The sequence below is a fragment of the Mucilaginibacter frigoritolerans genome (genome assembly GCF_007830615.1).
GTDB classification, from domain to species: Bacteria; Bacteroidota; Bacteroidia; order Sphingobacteriales; family Sphingobacteriaceae; genus Mucilaginibacter; species Mucilaginibacter frigoritolerans.
Window position 1 is genome coordinate 43,147 of the sequence record NZ_VLLI01000015.1, and the last position, 19,327, is coordinate 62,473.

Annotated in this window: 17 protein-coding genes; 12 read left to right on the plus strand and 5 right to left on the minus strand. The window is 40.8% G+C overall.

The genetic code is table 11. The features are described from left to right. Nucleotides 1-7: 7 nt before the first annotated feature. Nucleotides 8-706 (minus strand): hypothetical protein, encoded by a 699-nt coding sequence (locus tag JN11_RS21085; protein WP_170227818.1) that lies wholly within the window; start codon nt 704-706, stop codon nt 8-10. Nucleotides 707-902: 196 nt separating this feature from the next. Here JN11_RS21085 and JN11_RS21090 point away from each other — a divergent pair, with 196 nt between their 5' ends. Continuing rightward, a complete protein-coding gene (locus tag JN11_RS21090; protein ID WP_144915893.1) occupies nt 903-1,259 on the plus strand; it encodes an RNA recognition motif domain-containing protein in 357 nt (118 codons plus the stop codon). A 93-nt stretch (nt 1,260-1,352) separates the two neighbouring features. Here the strand turns inward: JN11_RS21090 and JN11_RS21095 are convergent, their stop codons facing one another. The 4 genes from JN11_RS21095 to JN11_RS21110 form a co-directional block, all read right to left on the minus strand. Then, a complete protein-coding gene (locus JN11_RS21095) occupies nt 1,353-2,546 on the minus strand; it encodes an alginate lyase family protein (protein WP_144915896.1) in 1,194 nt (397 codons plus the stop codon). 13 nt (nt 2,547-2,559) lie between these two features. Continuing rightward, the gene (locus JN11_RS21100) at nt 2,560-4,017 is read right to left on the minus strand and encodes a RagB/SusD family nutrient uptake outer membrane protein (RefSeq protein WP_144915899.1); all 1,458 of its coding nucleotides are present in this window, start codon (nt 4,015-4,017) and stop codon (nt 2,560-2,562) included. 19 nt (nt 4,018-4,036) lie between these two features. Next, nucleotides 4,037-7,198: a SusC/RagA family TonB-linked outer membrane protein gene (locus JN11_RS21105; RefSeq protein WP_144915901.1), complete on the minus strand. Its 3,162-nt coding sequence runs from the start codon at nt 7,196-7,198 to the stop codon at nt 4,037-4,039. Between the two features lie 699 nt (nt 7,199-7,897). After that, complete coding sequence (locus tag JN11_RS21110; RefSeq protein ID WP_144915904.1) at nt 7,898-8,299, minus strand: nuclear transport factor 2 family protein; 402 nt, start codon at nt 8,297-8,299, stop codon at nt 7,898-7,900. Nucleotides 8,300-8,590: 291 nt separating this feature from the next. On the opposite strand from JN11_RS21110, the gene kduI reads away from it, so the two are divergent. The 11 genes from kduI to JN11_RS21165 all read left to right on the plus strand — a co-directional run bounded on the left by kduI (nt 8,591) and on the right by JN11_RS21165 (nt 19,307). Beyond that, nucleotides 8,591-9,421: a 5-dehydro-4-deoxy-D-glucuronate isomerase gene (gene kduI / locus JN11_RS21115; RefSeq protein WP_144915906.1), complete on the plus strand. Its 831-nt coding sequence runs from the start codon at nt 8,591-8,593 to the stop codon at nt 9,419-9,421. 18 nt (nt 9,422-9,439) lie between these two features. Beyond that, nucleotides 9,440-10,255, plus strand: a complete 816-nt coding sequence (locus JN11_RS21120; protein ID WP_144915909.1) for an SDR family oxidoreductase — start codon at nt 9,440-9,442, stop codon at nt 10,253-10,255. Nucleotides 10,256-10,260: 5 nt separating this feature from the next. Beyond that, nucleotides 10,261-11,622 carry an MFS transporter gene (locus tag JN11_RS21125; protein ID WP_144915912.1) on the plus strand — a complete coding sequence of 454 codons (1,362 nt, stop codon included), beginning with the start codon at nt 10,261-10,263 and terminating at the stop codon, nt 11,620-11,622. A 101-nt stretch (nt 11,623-11,723) separates the two neighbouring features. Next, the gene (locus JN11_RS21130) at nt 11,724-12,764 is read left to right on the plus strand and encodes a LacI family DNA-binding transcriptional regulator (protein WP_144915914.1); all 1,041 of its coding nucleotides are present in this window, start codon (nt 11,724-11,726) and stop codon (nt 12,762-12,764) included. Between the two features lie 106 nt (nt 12,765-12,870). Continuing rightward, nucleotides 12,871-13,665 carry a lacto-N-biose phosphorylase central domain-containing protein gene (locus JN11_RS21135; RefSeq protein WP_144915917.1) on the plus strand — a complete coding sequence of 265 codons (795 nt, stop codon included), beginning with the start codon at nt 12,871-12,873 and terminating at the stop codon, nt 13,663-13,665. 11 nt (nt 13,666-13,676) lie between these two features. Next, complete coding sequence (locus JN11_RS21140) at nt 13,677-14,720, plus strand: sugar kinase (RefSeq protein WP_144915919.1); 1,044 nt, start codon at nt 13,677-13,679, stop codon at nt 14,718-14,720. Nucleotides 14,721-14,737: 17 nt separating this feature from the next. Next, complete coding sequence (locus JN11_RS21145; protein WP_144915922.1) at nt 14,738-15,397, plus strand: beta/alpha barrel domain-containing protein; 660 nt, start codon at nt 14,738-14,740, stop codon at nt 15,395-15,397. 8 nt (nt 15,398-15,405) lie between these two features. After that, a complete protein-coding gene (locus JN11_RS21150) occupies nt 15,406-16,608 on the plus strand; it encodes a glycoside hydrolase family 88 protein (protein ID WP_144915924.1) in 1,203 nt (400 codons plus the stop codon). 23 nt (nt 16,609-16,631) lie between these two features. Beyond that, the gene (locus JN11_RS21155) at nt 16,632-16,988 is read left to right on the plus strand and encodes a cupin domain-containing protein (protein ID WP_144915927.1); all 357 of its coding nucleotides are present in this window, start codon (nt 16,632-16,634) and stop codon (nt 16,986-16,988) included. Nucleotides 16,989-17,017: 29 nt separating this feature from the next. Continuing rightward, nucleotides 17,018-18,205, plus strand: a complete 1,188-nt coding sequence (uxuA, locus tag JN11_RS21160) for a mannonate dehydratase (protein ID WP_144915930.1) — start codon at nt 17,018-17,020, stop codon at nt 18,203-18,205. A 1-nt stretch (nt 18,206) separates the two neighbouring features. After that, nucleotides 18,207-19,307 (plus strand): alginate lyase family protein, encoded by a 1,101-nt coding sequence (locus tag JN11_RS21165; RefSeq protein WP_144915931.1) that lies wholly within the window; start codon nt 18,207-18,209, stop codon nt 19,305-19,307. Nucleotides 19,308-19,327: the final 20 nt, after the last annotated feature.

Genomic DNA, 19,327 nt, shown 5'->3' on the forward strand with positions numbered 1-19,327 from the left:
AAAGCAATCAGAGCGACTGATGAATCTTTACATGCAGCTTATAACTCAACAATATAATCACCAGCAATAAAGCTCCGGCAAGCCACCAAAGTAATTTAAGATATTCCTGTTGTTTAAGTTTCAAGTTCAGTGATTTAATCTCCTCATCCCGTTCTCTAAGGGTTTGCCTGTATTGCTTGTTTTCTTTTTGTAAAACAGCGTTTAACTGTTGCAGATCATCGGGTTTTGCATCAGGCACACTCCTATAATCTTCTATTGCAAATTGCGGGGTCTCATGTTGCTGTAATCCGTTAAATGTTATTTCTTCCTGGGGTTCCTCTTCTTTGGGCTGAAATAGTATGGGGGCTTGCTGAGGTTGTTTATCCGGTACTGAAACCAGTTGTGCATTTTCCTGGGCCAGCTCAAATTGCCGGGTGTAACCACCATTTTGCAAAAACGCTGCCACAGTTGGCTTTTTTACAAGTAATACAGGTAAATAATTTTGTTCTGATAACCCTACCTCTGCTACCAGTCCATCGGATGATAAAACACCAACAATTGCCGCTGCCATAGGCTCGTCATAGTCAAACAGCTCCAGTAAATGCTCGCGTGTAAGGCTATCCTGCTTACCAAAAGCCTCCAGCAGAATGTCCCGTATCTCAAATTCAAATTTGTCCAGCTCCATTACATAAAATAGCGGCAAAGGCAAAAATGCCGCCTTATACACTCGGTGCAAAGTAATGAAATATCTTTCAGAGCCGGAACCTGCTTTTATCAACGATTATTACCAACACACAATCATCCTGATCGAAAGGGGCAATTAACATTGTTCAAAAAATAAATCATAACAACAATTGTAAGATTATTATTAATTGAAACTATTTTTTAAACAATATCGTAATTTTGCAATATATTTGAATTGAATGGTTAAGGTTTTCATCAGCGGCTACCCGCTGGATATGCAGGAGTTAGAGTTGGTACAATTGGTTAGCCCATTTGGCGAAGTCAGTACCATTAAAATTGTACGGGATAAAAAAACCGGCAAAGCAAAAGGTTATTCTTTTCTGGAAATGAAAGATGAAGAAGCAGCTGTTAATGTTATTGCCGAGTTAGATGGCAGCTTTTTAGGTGACCGTCAGCTTTCAGTACGCACGGCTACAGTAAAGCCGGCAGGTCCGGTACGTCCGGGCAATAAGCCATATCAGAGCGGCGCAAGGCCTGCTCCCCGTCAAAGCGCAGAAGATGCTTTCAAAAAGAAACGACCACGTAGAACTATTTAATAAAATTGAAATTTAATATCCATATAATTAAAACAGCAATAGCCTTTTGTTAAGGCTATTGCTGTTTATACATACGCTGTTTTTTCTTCTTGTCTACTCTAAAAGCAATAACTCGTTTTCTACCGGGAATTTCTGGTAAAATACAGGAAACGGAACATCCGGATATTTATCCTTAGCTGCCAGAACAATTTGCTGAAAATTTTCATATTCAAATTTGCCGATCTCCGGATAGGTCCATTTTTTCTGTTGCAAGGCAAATGGCATCAGCCAGGCAATGGCGCCTTTTATGCCTTTGCCATCCAACGTTTGGTTATGCCACAAATCAATATTTAATTTATCAGCAATAACAGCCAGCTTAGTCCACGCAGCCAGGTTCATGGTAGAATAATCCCATGACCGGGTACGCACCAGTTCTAACGGCTGCATTCCATCAGTAGTAAATTGCTGGTCTATCCGGGGTATAGTAAATTCATTAATTACCATGGTGGCTAAAGTACCGTTACCTGTAAAAATGGCAAAATCGGCCAGTTGCATATCGTAATTGGTACCATGATTATTAGTTTGAATCCTTTCCGATTTCCCGTTTTTACTATTCAGTATCCAGTCTGCATATTGCGCATACCATTTTTTGATACCCGAAATCAATGTGGACTCCAGGTATTTGCTATTCTGCATTAATTCAATAGCATCAGGTATTTTGGTTAAACTACGCGTTTCAATAATGCCTATCCCCCTGCCATCGTTTATCCCCGGAATATACTGGGCATAATTCAAATTAGGGTTCATCCGCGTAGCGGTATCAATAAACCAAACCTTTAAAAGTGAGGCTGCCTTTTGAACATAACTTTCTTTGCCTGATAAATAATAAGCCAGTGCGAGCCTGTTTACATCGGCACACATTTTGGTCAGCTGACTATCATCATGCAACAGGTAAATTTCCGGGTTGCGCCTGCCGTCCTTACGGATATAAGGCTTCCCATCTGCTTTGGTCGAATCAGCCCACCAGTAAGGCGCCTGGCTCACATAATCGTGCTTGTTTCCACTCGGGGCCAGTTTTGTTTTATGAAAAGTAACAGAATAGGGTTCAACTTTCAGCAAGCTATCTGCTTCATTCAATAATACCGTTACCTGTTTTACCGTTACGGCATCACCATCATGATACTTTTTACTTACATTTTGTAATACCTGCTGATTAAGCAATATAAAATCAGGCTTACCGGCTTTGCTTTGTGCAAAACCGGTAAAACCCAACATCAAATTAATAATCAATAAATTAACACCTCTCATTATCTGTAAATTCTTAATATCCCGGATTTTGTTTCAATTTCGGATTAGCATCAATCTCTGTTTGCGGCAGCGGTAATAAATACTGATCAGAAGTAACCGTAAAACCATTTACAGCTTGCTCTACTGATGCAAAACGCCCCAAACGGATTAAGTCCCACCGGCGGTGTCCCTCAACGCAAAGCTCTCTTAAACGGTCACGTACCAATGTATCAACAAAAGCTTCTGATGTTGGGGTATTAGTTGCATTCAGCATCTGCGCGGCACTTAAACCAGCCCTTGCTCTAACAGTATTTAATCCGTTAAATTTGGTTGGATCATTGGCATTAATATTATTTAATGCTTCTGATTGCATCATCAGTACATCCGCATAACGTAATACTATCCAATTCATTTGTGAGTTATTGCTTCCTTTAACCCATTGCGGATCGCGGTATTTGTAAATGAACGGCGTGGCTGGCACACCATTTATAGTATTTGCAACGTTCCATACTTTACGTACATCGCCATGGTCATAAACACTATTCATCAGATACGGGTTAGCAACAAATGAGCCTGAACCACCCAATGCAGCTGGCGAAAACATGCGTACTGTAATATTTTGTGTAGTATTACTATTGTTGGCACCAAACTGTACAGCAAAAATAACTTCGGTTTGTGCCGGATAATATTTCAAACTCCAGTTAAATACATCGCTGTAATTAGGCATCAATTTATACACGCCTGAGTTAATTACCTTATTACACTCTGTCAAAGCATTGGTATTATCGTCTGACGCAGCAAATGAAGTACTTGCGCGTTGCAGATAAACCCTTGCCAGCATGGCCGAAGCAGCTCCTGATGATACTTCGCCTTTATTAGCTGTAGTGATATTGGGTTCGGTATAGCAATTGGCCTCGGCGTATTTAAGGTCGCTTATAATCTGGTTATAAATCTGACTTGTTGATGTACGCGTAGGATACAAATTAGGATCATCAGGGCTTGTAATGGGTTTCAGTATTAATGGCACATCACCAAAACTCCTCACCATATCAAAGTAGGCCATCGCCCTCAAAAACATAGCATTTCCCAATATATTATTCTTGGTTGGGCCATCCATATTAATGGCCGGAACGTTGGCAATCACATCGTTTGCCCTGCTTATCAGCTTATAGCTATTGGTATACCAGTTATTAATTTCAATGTTTGATGATGTATATTGTATTTTATACATATCAATACGCTCCTGGTTTTGGGTTAGCAGGGGCACCAGTGCATCGCCCGAAAGCTCCGTCATTATGTAAATGGTACGCTGATAATACCCCTGCGGCTGCAACTGGCTAAATACTCCATCCAAAGCCGACTGGGCATCGTTTGCATTCTGGTAAAAGTTGGCACTCGTTAAAATGCTGTAAGGCTTTTCCTGTAATTCTTTTTTACACGATGTAATGGCAAGAAAAGCACATGCAGCTAATAGTATATATTTCTTTTTCATATCTCTTTTTATCAAAAAATTAAAAACCAAACTTAGCCCCTAACAAAAAGGTACGCACATTAGGATACGGGTTATAATCAGTACCCAATGAAGTATAATTACCGCTTGAATCCGGATAAGAATTCACCTCCGGGTCATAGCCCTTATATTTGGTTATGGTGATTAAGTTTTGGCCGGTAATGTATACACTGGCACTTTTAAATACGGGAGTTAACTTAGGCAAAGGCAAATCGTACGATAAGGTGATGGTTTTAAAACGCAGGTAACTGCCTGATTCCAGCACATCACTGGTTGGCCCTAAACTGCGGCGCAACGTACTGCCTACACTGGGTAAGGTATTGCTTGTACCCGGACCGTTCCAGCTTTGGGTAAGCACATAGGCTTGCTTATTATCGGTAGTGGTGCCGTTTTCACTTTCTATTAAGTTTTCGTTTAATATCTGGTTACCATAAACACCTTGTATCAATACAAATAGGTTAAAGCGTTGTACCGTTAAATTACTGGTAAAGCCATAATTAAATTTCGGAACAGCATAGCCAATAATTGTTCTATCAGCAGCGGTAATGTTGTTATCACCATTTAAGTCGGCGTAACGCGGGTCGCCCGGTTTAACGGCTTCTTTTGTGCCGCTGGCAGTGATCTGCGCCTGACTTTGCCAGATACCTTCAAACTTATACCCATAAAAAGCACCAATAGGTTGCCCAACTTGTAATATGGACGAGTTTTGCCCACCCGGATATAAGCTTGAACTTACGTTACCTGTAATTTGATAAGGTATGCCACCCAAACTCAATATTTTGTTGACATTGCGCGAAAAATTAAAGTTTGTTGTCCACCGGATATCCTTGCTTGCCACATCAATAGTAGTTAATGAAAGCTCAATACCTTTGTTTGATACCGCACCCAGATTATCTAAAAGCGTTGTAAAACCGCTTGATGCCGGGATGCTTCGATTAAACAGCAGTTTAGTAGTTTTTTTATCATACACATCAGCATTAAAGGTGATGCGGTTTTGCAATAAACCTAAATCAACACCTATATTGGTTGATGCAGTTTGCTCCCACTGCAAATTATCATTACCAATATTATTGGCTGATGTACCTACTACACGTGTGTTGTTCAGCACATAGCTATTAAAGCCATATTGTGACAAGGATGAGTAAGGATCGATGTTAGAGTTACCGGTAACTCCATAACCTACGCGCAGCTTCAAATCACTGATGGTGCTTACGTTCTTCATGAAATCCTCATTAGAAACACGCCATGCCAGCGCTCCGGATGGGAAAGTACCGAAATTATGGGCCGAACCCAGAACCGATGCACCGTCGCGGCGGATAGACAAGGTTAATAAATAACGATCCATCAAACTATAATTAACCCTGCCCAGAAATGATTCCAATGCGTGGCTGTTTGTTGATGATGAGGATGACAAACTACCGCCAACACCCAAATTGTCCGTACCTAAATTATTGGTAGTAAGGTTTTGAGCCGATGCAGAACTGGTAGTATATTTAAACTGCTGAAAGGTATAACCCGCCAAAGCAGTTATCGTCTGGTTTTTATCAATCTGCTTGGTATAGGTAAGCGTATTTTCATTCAACCAGTTAAAATTTATCGGGTTGGAGATCTGGGCAAATCCATTGGTGGTTAAACCCAAAAAGGTAGTACTCGGTCTGAAGATATCCTCCCGGTTAAAAATATCAGAAGTACCCAGACTCACTTTTAATTTAAGATCAGGAATAATTTCATAAGTTAAATAGCTGTTTGCAAATACCCTTAAATTTTTGCTCACATCTGTATTTAGCTCTGCAGCTGCTACAGGATTACCCACCAGGTCAACATATCCGTTTGGCTCGTTTTGAAAAGTATAAGCACCTGTATTATCGCGGATAGGCACAATAGGGCTGATCCGCAGTGCATCAAGCAAGGTACCGCCTGTGCTTCCGCCATTGGTATTCACATTCGCTATTTCCTGCTGATCATATGACAGCTGCGAGTTTAAACCGAAGGTTAGTTTCTTACTGATGTTATGAGTTAAATTGAACCGCAGGTTACCACGTTCATACCCTGAATTTAATATAATACCATCCTGGTTAAAAAAACCCATGCTTACAAAATACTTGGTACCAGGCGATCCACCACTTATAGCAGCATTGGCATTAACAATAGGCGCCCGTTGAAATAAAGCTTCCTGCCAGTTAGTGCCTTTACCCATGCCATCAATCTGGGCCTGAGTATAAGGCAAAGCCGTTTGGGTAGTATTATTTTGATTGTTATAAGTAGTAACCCGGTTAAGGTAAGTTGCAAACTGCTGGGCATCCATCATGGGCAGCATGCGGCTTACGTTTTGTACACCATCATAAACATCGGCAGTAACCGTGCTTTTACCGGATGTTCCGGATTTGGTGGTGATTATAATTACACCATTTGCCCCCCTATTGCCATAAATGGCAGTTGATGATGCATCCTTCAATACATCTATAGAAGCTATATCATCCGGGTTTAACCCTGTAATATCCGCTCCGGCAAAACCATCAACCACATATAAAGGATCGCTGCTATAATTAATGGAGTTGGTACCACGCACCCTAACGGTAAATGCAGCACCCGGTTGTGAGTTGGTTTGGGTAACCTGCACACCGCTAACCTGTCCTTCTAATAACTGAGCGGTACCGAATACCGGCGTTTTTGCCACATCTGTAAGCGATACAGAACCTACTGCGCCGGTAACGTCCCGTTTCTTTTGTGTGCCATACCCAATAACTACTACCTCGTTAAGGTTTTTTTGGTCAGATGCCAGCTGTACATCAATTTTAGTGTGTTTATCAACGTTTACTTCTTTTGAAATATAGCCTAATAGCTTAAATACCAGCACGGCATTTTCGTCGGCATTTATGGTGTATTTACCATTGCCATCTGTTGCTGCGCCAATATTGGTTCCTTTTATAGTTACTACCACACCCGGCAAAGGCAGGTTCTTGTCGTCAGTAACTACACCTGTTATTTTTATGGTTTCTATTTTGGGTGATGATACGGTTATTGAGCCCTCAATGCCCGGCGATTTGGCATTTATCACACCACCTGATTCTTTTGCCTGTACCGTATTTGCCACCAGGCAAACACATAGTATAGGCAGCACCGCATCTTTAATAAATTTAATGTGTAGAAGTCTTTTCTTCATATTGTTGTTACATTATTTGTTAAATATTTTTCTTTAATTTTGACAAAAAAAGCCCCATACAACTACTGTTGTTTCATTTTTTCGCGAATCTGAAGGGGGACTTTAAAACCGGCCGTGGTTCCAGCACTACCGGTTTTTTTTATGAGCCTTGTTTAGTTTTCCATCCGTTTAAGTTTTAATCATTATTAGGTTTTAATTAGTTCTTCATATCCGATAAGACGTTATCAGATAACAATCATCTTTTATCAAATATTCCCGGTCAAATTAAATAAGCAAAAAACATATTGAAATAAAATCAATATGGATGGGCGTACTAGTAAGTAATCCAGGTATTCATTGTGCCGTAAATAGTTTAGTAAGCGCTGTTTATAATTGGTTAAAAATGGCTAAGCCGCTAGCTTCACTCATCCAAAATTACCTTATTAAGCCTTATATCGTAATACTTTGACTTTTTTATTTACGAATACGTTTTCGGAAAAATAATATCAATTCACTGAACGTGAATGATAAACCAGTCTGCAGAAGCAGCTGAGTGGATGAATGCTTTAATACTATTATGCTGAAATAACAGGTATTAAATATATGCTGCGAAGATGGCAATACAACTTTGGGCATCTCCTAAAACAATCAATCCCGCCAAAAACTATTCTTTTGGCAGGATTGATTCAGCTATCCTTTGATGGGTAAATTATATTAAAATTAGGCTTTGACTGCCTGCCTTGCCAGAAGCTTCCACTCTCCTGCCTTGTTCTTAATCCATACCAGCAGGATATTTATTTTAACCGTGCCCGAGCCTTTTCCCTTGTCATTGGTATCGGCAGTAAGCAGATGTCTAACAATAGCAGTATTATCCACAATCTCTACGGTTTGATTGCTAAGCTCAATATTTACAAAAACAGATGCACCACTGGTAAAGGAATGTATAAATTCCTGTTTATTTTGCAGTAATCCGCCTGAGTGTCCATAGCTTAGTTCAGGCGCAGCTAGCTTATCCAGTTCTAAGCTATCAGCATTGATCATGGCCTTACGCAGTTGTTCTACAGCAATGGTTACTTCTTTTACAGAATTTGATTGCTGAGCAAAAAGTTGTTGTGATTCCATTAGGATGATTATAAAAAGGAAAGATAATTTAATTGTTGAAAATCTGTTTTTCATGGCCAAAACTCGTTATTAATATCTGTTTACACAATATTACAAGCTATAAACCATTTAATCGTCCATTTTAATTTGTATTTATGCGAAAACGTTTTAGTAAAACAAATAACTTTATTCCTCGATAGTCAGCTATAACGTTTGCGTAGAAATACCTGTACAATTGTTTCAGAATAATAAATCAAGGTTGTAGACTTGCTTTTCAATTATACGAACCATCAACTTACAAAAATTTCAGTCTTGAAAGTACTACATAGCGTGCATCCGGAGGATTTTAAAGATTACCGGACCAATACCATCAGGGAAAGATTCCTGATAAATGATCTAGTAAAAGCAGGCGAATTGAACTGCGTTTACACCCACTATGACCGTATGATCGTCGGAGCGGTTAATCCTGCAGATACCCAGTTAATATTACCCAGCTACCCAAACCTTCGAGCCGAATATTTTTTAGAACGACGGGAACTCGGCATTATTAACGTAGCCGGAGATGGCGAAGTAATAGTTGACGGAAAAAGCTACGAGGTAAACAAGCTGGATTGCCTGTACATTGGCAAAGGCACAAAACAAGTTGCTTTTAAGAGCAAAAACAGCAATATCCCGGCTGTATTTTACTTACTTTCAGCACCAGCGCATAAAACTTATCCCGTTGCATTAATGACTCATGCCCAGGCGGCCAAAGTAAATGCAGGTCATCAGTCAACAGCCAATGAGCGCGTCATTAATAAATATGTTCACCTGGAGGGTATTCAAAGCTGTCAGCTGGTAATGGGTTTAACTATTTTAGGCAAGGGCAGCGTATGGAATACCATGCCGCCACACGTGCATGACCGCCGAATGGAGGCTTATTTTTATTTTGACCTGGCAGCAGATCAGCAGGTATTTCATTACATGGGCGAAGGGCATGAAACCCGTCATATTCTAATGAAAAATTATGAGGCTGTAGTATCACCACCATGGAGCATCCATGCAGGAAGCGGCACGGCCAGCTACAGTTTTATTTGGGGGATGGGTGGCGAAAACCTGGATTATACCGATATGGATGCCCTGGCAATAACAGATTTAAGATAACATTTAGCACTAAATAAATTGGAAAACAATTATTCATTAGCCGGCAAGGTGATTATAGTAACCGGCGGCACAGGTATATTAGGGAATGCTTTTGTTAATGGCATTGTTGCAGCAGGAGGCGCAGTGGGCATATTGGGCCGTAATGAAACTGTTGCCAACGAACGGGCAAAAGCCATTAATGATAATGGCGGCAAAGCGATAGCTCTGGTTGCGGATGTATTAAACGAAGAAGAATTAAAACTGGCTAATCAAAAAGTGCTGGATACTTTTGGCAGACTGGATGGATTGGTAAACGGCGCAGGTGGCAACATGCCTGGAGGAGTTTTACTGCCGGATGAAAACATTTTTAAAATGAATTTGGAGGGCATGAAAAAAGTGCTCGAAGTAAATCTTTGGGGAACCATATTACCTACACAGGTATTTGGCGAAAGCATTGCCAAAACCGGGAAAGGCAGTATCGTCAACATATCATCTATGAACTCCAAAAGTGCCGTAACACGGGTGCTTGGTTACAACATGGGTAAAGCAGCAGTTGATTGCTACAATCAATGGTTTGCGGTGGAGCTGGCTAATCGTTATGGTGATGCCATAAGGATGAATGCGTTGGCACCGGGATTCTTTTTAACCGAACAGAATCGCAACTTATTAACCAAACCAGAGGGTGGCTATACTCAACGTGGAGAATCCGTGATCCGCAAAACGCCATTTAAACGTTTCGGGCATCCTGATGAACTGATCGGGGCATTGGTGTGGTTACTGAGCGATGCGTCCGCATTTGTTACCGGGTCAATGGTTTGTGTTGATGGTGGATTTTCCATTTTTAGTGGGGTATAATTGTTATGCAGGGTCCATCCAAAAATACAATAGGTAAATACCGCTGGGTAATTACCGTGTTATTACTTTTCTCAACCACCATTAATTATATGGACAGGCAGGTAATCAGTTACCTAAAAGAGTTTTTCTCAACCCCTGTATCAAAAGGTGGCTTTGGGTGGACAAACACCGATTTTTCAATCGTAACTTCATGTTTTACCGGATTTTACGCCACAGTTACCGTATTTGCTGGCTGGATAATTGACAAAATAGGTACCAAATTAGGCCTGGCTTTATCACTCATTATATGGTCTTTTTTTGGGATGCTTAATGCACTTGCAGGCAGTACAGTCGCCTTGCATGTTATTATACGCAGCTTGTTTGGCATTGGAGAAGCAGGCAACTTTCCGGCATCTATCAAAACCGTCGCAGAATGGTTTCCTAAAAAAGAACGGGCACTGGCTACCGGAATTTTTAACAGTGGAGCCAATATTGGTGCAATGATAGCCTCATTGTTTGTACCCTGGTGTATGGCTTACTGGGGCAATAGCATGGGTTATAAAATGGCCTACCTATTAACGGGAGCTTCGGGGCTTTTATGGCTGATTTTCTGGTTTGCTTTTTATACAACCCCATCTGAATCAAAAAAACTATCGGTAGAGGAATACAATCATATCCATAGCGATGATGCCGTAATTCCAACTGAATCTGTTGAAATTGTAGCCGCGGCTCCAAAAACATCCTGGTTTAAACTTTTACAGTACCCGCAAACCTGGGCATTTTTTACCGGTAAGTTTCTTACAGATGGAATCTGGTGGTTCCTGCTATTCTGGCTCCCCGATTACCTGAAAAAGCAATTCGGCTTAACCGGCGAAGAAGTGATGCTGCCAACCTTTATTGTTTACGGCGTAGCCATATTGGGCAGTACATTTGGCGGCAGTTTACCGCTATTCCTTATTAATAAAGGCATGCCGGTTTATAAAGCCAGGATGACAGCCATGTTTATTATAGCTCTATTTCCATTGGTGCTGTTATTCACACAATACTTTGGCAACAAGGCTCACTTTGGTGACCATGCAATTATACTGGCGGTAGCATTGATTTGCATTGGCGCAGCGGCTCATCAGGCATGGTCATGCAATATATTTACAACCGTATCTGATATGTTCCCCAAAAAGGCTGTAGGCTCTGTTACCGGTATAGGCGGCATGGCAGGCGGCTTAGGTGGAGTGTTGGTTCAACTGCTGGCTGGCAGGTTAACAGATCATTATAAAGACACTCCTCAAATAGCATACGGCATTATGTTTACCATTTGTGCGCTTGCTTATATAATTGCATGGGCAGTTATCCGCATCTTAACCGCACGATCAAAACAAATTGTATTGTAATCAACTTTAGTTTTTGGATAATGTGATCATTTTGCATCCTGTTTATTTTTTTATAATTTTCACAAATTCATTGTTGTCATCATATTCCATTAACTTGCCAAATGAATTTCGAAGCCATAACTATAAAAGATATTGCAACCGCATTGGGACTTTCGGTTTCAACCGTTTCCAAAGCGCTGAGTGATAGTTATGAAATCAGCGAAAAAACAAAAAAGATAGTTATTGAATATGCCGAAGAACATAACTATCGCCCAAACCCTATCGCAAAAAGCCTTAAACAAGGCAACAGCAAATCCATAGGCATTGTTGTTTCTACTATTGATAACCAGTTTTTTTCGCAGGTTATCAACGGCATCGAATCCATTGCTTACAGTAAAGGGTATAATGTGATCATCACCCAAACACATGAATCTTTCGAACTGGAGGCACTCAACGTAAAACACCTTACCTACCGTTCTGTTGATGGCATATTGATTTCACTTTCAACAGAAACAAGCGACGTTGAACATTTAAAATCATTACACAAAAAAGGACTGCCGATTGTGTTTTTTGACCGCATAAGCGAAGAAATTAATACCCATAAAGTTATTGCCGACAACTTTAACGGCGCTTTTGAAGGCACCCAGCATTTGCTGGATTCTGGTTATAAAAGGATAGCCCATATTACCAGCTCGCCTGATATTTCCATTACCCGCGAACGCTTAAAGGGATACACTAAAGCACTTGAAGACCGCGGCATTGCATTTAATGAAGACTACGTTAAATATTGCATGCACGGCGGCAGGGATCTGGACGAAATAAAGAGCGCTTTAAACGATCTGCTCACCATTGAAAACCGCCCCGATGCCATATTCACCGCATCAGACAGAATCACTACCACTACCCTTCTGCTGCTGCAGCAAATGAAAGTGAAAATCCCCGATGAAATTGCATTACTTGGTTTTACCAATACACAACTTGCTGATGCACTCAATCCATCACTCAGCACCATTTATCAGCCGGGATTTGAGATAGGCAAAAATGCAATTGAGATGCTGATCAGCATTATTGAAAGCAAAAGACCGGTTACAGAATTCGAAACCAGGGTTTTGCCTACTCAATTATATATCAGAAACTCCTCTTCCCCTGCTAAACGGGATTAATCCTGAAAACGATTTCGTGAATAATTAATGCACTAAGCTTGTTGAAACAGTTCAGGTATGATACTTTTGAAATCAGACCAATTATTTCATCCATAGTACAAGAATTATGAAAGCTTTATCATTGATAGGCCTTATCATTATAACCTATTTTAACACTGCACATGCCCAGGTAGTAACTTTAGATTACTATTTTAATCACGAAGTGCATAAAACCTCCTCCGGTAAAATTGAACGTTACCATTATATGTGGAATGATTCTGCCAATACTGGTTTCTCCAAACTGGGTAAGATCTTCAGGAAAAACGGGGCTCAACTAGATACATTGGCAACAGCACCTACAGTCAATAAGTTAAAAAAATCAGACATCTATATTATTGTTGATCCTGATACCAAAAAAGAAAGTCCCAATCCAAATTATATCGAACAAAAAGACATTACTGAAATTGCCAAATGGGTGCACTCAGGCGGTGTATTGTTAATGCTGGCAAATGATAGCGCCAATGTTGAATTGCCTCATTTTAATAACCTCGCTGCGGTATTCGGTATGCATTTTAATGATGATCTGCAAAATCATGTAATTGATGATAAGCATTTTGAAGATGGCGCGGTTTATCCGGTAAATAATCCGATCCTGAAAACGGCTCATAAAATTTTCCTGAAGGACGTTTGTTCTATAAGCACCCTAAACAATGCAATGCCTGCATTAAAAAATAAAAACGGCGCAACTATTATTGCTATTGCTAAATACGGCAAAGGCATGGTAATGGCCGTTGGCGATCCATGGGTGTATAACGAATATGTGAACGGACGCTTACCGGCCGATTATGAAAATGACAAAGCTGCTGATGATGTTGTTAAATGGCTGATTAGTAATACCCAGCTAAAACATAAATACAATTAGCAAGTAGCCTCATGTCATCATCATCCAACCAGCTATTTAGCCTACAAACCGGAACCGTGCTTTCCTTCGGCGAGCTGTTGCTCCGTATTAGTTTGGATAATGAGGCAAAATGGCTAAAAACTAATCAACTGCCTTTTTACGTTGGCGGTGCTGAGTTAAATGTAGCAACAGCGCTGGCCATGTGGGATATTCCATCCAAATATTTAACGGCAATGCCCGATAATGAGCTTTCACACCATATTGCTGCTGATCTCACACAAAAGCACATCAATGTTGCCGATACTATTTATTGGGGAGAAAGGCTTGGCCTGTACTTTTTAACCCAGGGAACAGATTTAAAGAGCAACGGGGTAATTTATGACAGGGCACACTCCTCTTTTGCCGCCCTCAAACCCGGCATGATCAATTGGGATAAACAATTTGATGATGTAAGCTGGTTCCATTTTAGCGCAATATGCCCGGCAATAAATGAAAATGTAGCAGCGGTTTGCCAGGAAGCACTGATAGCTGCCAAAAAGAAAGGCATCAGGGTTTCTATTGATCTGAATTATCGCTCCAAACTCTGGAAATATGGCAGACTACCCAATGAAGTAGTACCCCAACTGGCTGATTATTGCGATTTAATAATGGGCAACATTTGGGCCGCAGAAACTATGCTGAATGTACCTATTACACCTGGCTTTAACGGAATAACTGATAAAGATGTATACATCAACCAGGCCTTAAAAACATCACAATTTATTTTGCGGGATTTTCCAAATTGCAGCGCCGTAGCCAATACCTTTCGCTTTACCGGGCAAAACAAGCTAACTTATTATACAACGCTATATGCAGCTAATCAATTCTATCTCTCTACAGAACATGAGGCTGATGAGATAGTTGACCCGATAGGCAGTGGCGATTGTTTTATGGCAGGATTGATATACGGATTTTATAGAGGCTTACCACCAGCTGAATTGCTTGCATTTGCTACTACGGCCGCCTTTAGTCATTTGTTTACACAGGGCGATGCCAACGGCAAAACAGTGGAGCAGATTATTGGAATAATGGTTTAAGCTATAAGAATAAATTAATGAAGAAAAAGAAAATTATATTAAACGCTATTATTGACCAGGGTACGCTGCCGCTTTTTTTCCATAGCGATGCAGAAGTAACTTTAGAAACTACCCGCGCCTTATATAAAGGGGGTGTACGGGTTTTGGAATACACCAACCGCGGCCCGGAAGCTTTGGAAAATTTCAAACTTTTAAACCAGGTGCGGTTGCGGGAAATGCCCGATCTTTATTTAGGCATTGGCACTATTAAAACCGAAGAAGAAGCCATAGCTTTTATTGAAGCCGGAACGGACTTTATTGTTGCCCCTATTATTAACCCAGAAGTTTCAAAACTGGCCCGCGAGCATCACCTGCTCTGGATACCGGGCTGCATGACGCCCACAGAAATATTTATGGCTCAAAAACATAAAGCCGCATTGATTAAAATTTTCCCGGCAAATATTTTAGGTCATGAATTTATTTCGTCAATTTCATCCTTATTTCCCGGTCAGCTTTTTATGCCGACAGGTGGGGTTGAGATAAATGAACATAATTTAAGATCATGGTTTAAAGCAGGGGTTTGTGCGGTGGGCATGGGCAGTAAACTCATCGGCCAAAAAATAATGGACGAAAAATCATACGGTCAACTGACCGATGACACCGTTAAAGCATTACAATTAATTAAAGTTTCAAGATAAGCCTGTTTATGAAAAATATTAAAATACAAGCTATAGCACTTACCCTGATGCTATATGGTGTTACCACAACAGCATTCGCCCAAAAAATAAATGTGGCGCAGCAATTTAATTATGCTGCGCAGCAAACCAATTACATGCTGGATGAGCTTAAAACCACAGACACCACCGGCGGCCTGGTTTCTCCACGAACCTTCGAGAACGGAAAGTTTAAACTGGTAAATGGTAATGACTGGACAAGCGGTTTCTTTTCCGGCATCTTATGGTTTTTATATGATTACACAAAGGATGATAAATGGTTAAAGCAGGCTCAAATTTATACCGCCAGGCTTACCAAACAACAATATAACAAGGGCACCCACGACCTCGGTTTTATGATTTATTGCAGCTTTGGCAATGGCTATCGTATAACCGGCGATACCGGCTACAGAAAGGTAATTATCCAGGCGGCAAAATCATTAAGTACCCGTTTTAATGTCAAAGCCGGTGTAATACGCTCATGGGATCATAACAAAGATAAATGGACCTACCCAGTTATTATTGATAATATGATGAACCTGGAGTTGCTTTTTGAAGCTACCAGGCTTACCGGCGATTCATCGTTCTATAAAATTGCGGTATCACATGCCAATCATACCATGATTAACCATTATCATCCTGACTTTAGTTCCTATCATGTGGTTGATTATGATCCGGTAACTGGCAATGTCATCCAAAAAAATACTGCACAAGGATACAGCGATGAATCGGCCTGGGCCCGCGGACAGGCATGGGGATTGTATGGCTATACCATGTGCTATAGAGAAACACATGATAAAAGGTATTTAATTTTAGCTCAAAATATAGCCAAATTCATTTTCAATAATCCTACATTACCAAAAGACCTGATACCTTACTGGGATTATGACGATCCGGCTATACCAAATGCGCCGCGCGATGCGTCAGCTGCATCCATTACAGCTTCTGCTCTTTATGAGCTTTCTATTTATAGTAACAATAAAGATTACAGGGAGAAAGCAAATACCATATTAGCTAATCTGGATAAATCATACAAAGCGCCGTTAAACAGCAATGGCAATTTCATATTATTGCACAGCACAGGCCACAAGCCCGCTAAAAGTGAAATAGATGTTCCGATTATTTATGCCGATTATTATTACATTGAAGCCTTATTAAGAAGTAAAATGACTGCTAAAGATTACGCAGGCAGATAATATTAAAATATAAACTAAACAATATGATACAAAGCAATCTGTTTCAGGCTGAAGCAACAACCGAATGGGAATCAGTTGGAAAGGGTGTTCAGCGGCAGGTGTTTGGTTATGATGATACCCTGATGTTGGTAAAGGTAAAGTTTGAAAAAGGCGGATGCGGGGAGTTACATAGCCATACCCACTCGCAGGTGAGTTATGTAGAAAGCGGCGTATTCGAGATGACCATAGGCGAAACAAAAAAGATAATCAGCAAGGGCGATGGTTATTACGCTCCGCCATCTACCATTCACGGCTGTGTATGCCTGGAAGCAGGGATGTTGGTTGATGCCTTTAGTCCGGCAAGGTGGGAGTTTATCAAACATGAGCCCGATACTTTATAGATTTGTGATTAATAATATTGATACTAAAAATGAGTTTACAACAAACATGGAGATGGTACGGCCCTAACGACCCGGTTTCGTTAGCAGATGCCAGGCAAGCCGGGGCAACGGGTATAGTAACGGCTTTGCATCATATCCCAAATGGAGAAGTCTGGACTGTAGCTGAAATTAATAAAAGGAAAGCCATTGTGGAGGCTGCCGGTTTGGAATGGGCGGTTGTGGAAAGCGTACCCGTACATGAAGATATTAAACGGCAAACAGGCAATTACAAACAATACATAGCCAATTACAGGCAATCGCTACTCAATTTAGGTAGCTGCGGAATCCGTATTGTTTGCTACAACTTTATGCCAGTACTGGATTGGACCCGTACCGATCTGGATTACCGTATGCCCGACGGATCAACCGCGTTAAGGTTTGATTTAACGGCTTTTGCCGCATTTGATATTTTTGTTTTGAAAAGACCTGATGCTGAAAAAAGCTATACCGATACCATTATTCAAAAAGCAAAAATATATCATGAGCAGTTAACACCGGATGCCGAACGGCTCCTTGTTAAAAATATCATTGCCGGTTTACCTGGATCGGAAGAGGGTTATACGCTGGAGCAATTTGCCGCTATACTCAACTCCTATAAAAACATTGGCCCACAGGAGTTAAAGGCTAACCTGAATTGGTTTTTGCAACAGGTAATTCCTGCTGCGGAAGAGGCAGGCGTACTGATGTGTATCCACCCAGACGATCCTCCCAATCCTATTCTAGGATTGCCAAGGGTAGTGAGCAACGAAAAGGATATTGAAGATATTTACAAGGCTGTGGACAGCCGTCATAACGGACTTACCTTTTGTACTGGTTCATTCGGTGTAAATGCTGATAATGATTTGCCGGGTATGATTCAACGCCTGGGTGATCGTATCCACTTTATCCATTTGAGAAGCACCAAACGGGATGTAGACGGTAATTTCCATGAAGCTGATCACTTAGATGGCGATGTGGATATGTATGCTGTAATGAAGGCCCTACTTGAAGAACAGCAAAAAAGAATAGCAAGTGGGCAAAAAGACATAACCATGCCATTCAGGCCAGATCATGGTCATAAAATGCTGGATGATCTGCATAAAAAAACAAATCCGGGTTACTCAGCCATTGGGCGTTTGCGGGGTTTAGCCGAATTGAGGGGATTGGAATTAGGAATTAAAAAAGCATTCAATTATTAAAATGAAAAAAATCATTTTACTTGTTTCCCTGGCAGGGTTCTGCCTGCATTCTAATGCCCAAATCGTTAGCATGACGAAGAATGAAATTAAGACGCTCCGCAAGGATATCGACACCAATAATACCAGTCCATCAACCTACAAAAGAGTATACCAGCCGTTTTTAAACACTGCACAGAAAGCACTAACCGAAGATCCTAACCCGATAGAAAAAATACAATCGCAAGGGTTATTAGAAGGCAATCCGGCAAAAACGGCAAGTCTTAAAGCTGTTGAGGATGCCACTAAAGTCTATGCGCTGGCATTGGTTTACCGCTTGTACGGTGATAAAACTTATCTTGATAAAGCCACAACCTTCCTTTTAGCCTGGAGCACAACCAACAAGGCAACCGGCGATCCGATAAATGAAACCAAGCTGGAAGACATGATTACCGGGTATGATTTAGTGCGAAGCGAGCTATCAGCCGAAAATAAAAAAACAATTGATGACTGGATGGGCAGTATTGCCGAAGCTCAGTTAAACAGCGCGTCTGCAAAACCCGGCAAAGGCACAGCTATTAACAACTGGAACTCCCACCGTATAAAAATCATCACCTTAATTGCTTTTACATTGCATACCAAAAAGTATGACGATGTTATTAATACTGAGCTGGAGAAACAATTAGCCATAAATTTAAATGCCGATGGCACCACACACGATTTTGTTGAGCGTGATGCTTTTCATTACCACACCTATGATCTCGAACCACTTTTAACCGCTTGTATTACTATTTACAGGGCAAACGGCAAAAACTATTTCGACTATGAAACCCCAAAAGGCGCTTCCATTAAAAAATGCGTTGATTTTATGGTTCCATACATGACCGGAGAAAAAACGCATGGCGAATTTGTGAACAGCACCGTTCCTTTTGATCAGCAGCGCGCCAAGAACCATGAAAAAGGTTATGAAGCAGGCACATTGTTTAAACCTGAAAGTGGCTTGTATACGTTATCGTTAGCCTTTTATTTCAATCCTTCATACCTGGCTGCAATTAAACAAACTATGAAGAATGATCCCTCCTATTTTAACTGGCAGCTGGCGCTGAATAGTGTTAAAAAGAAATAATCGTTGATCAAAAGGCATCA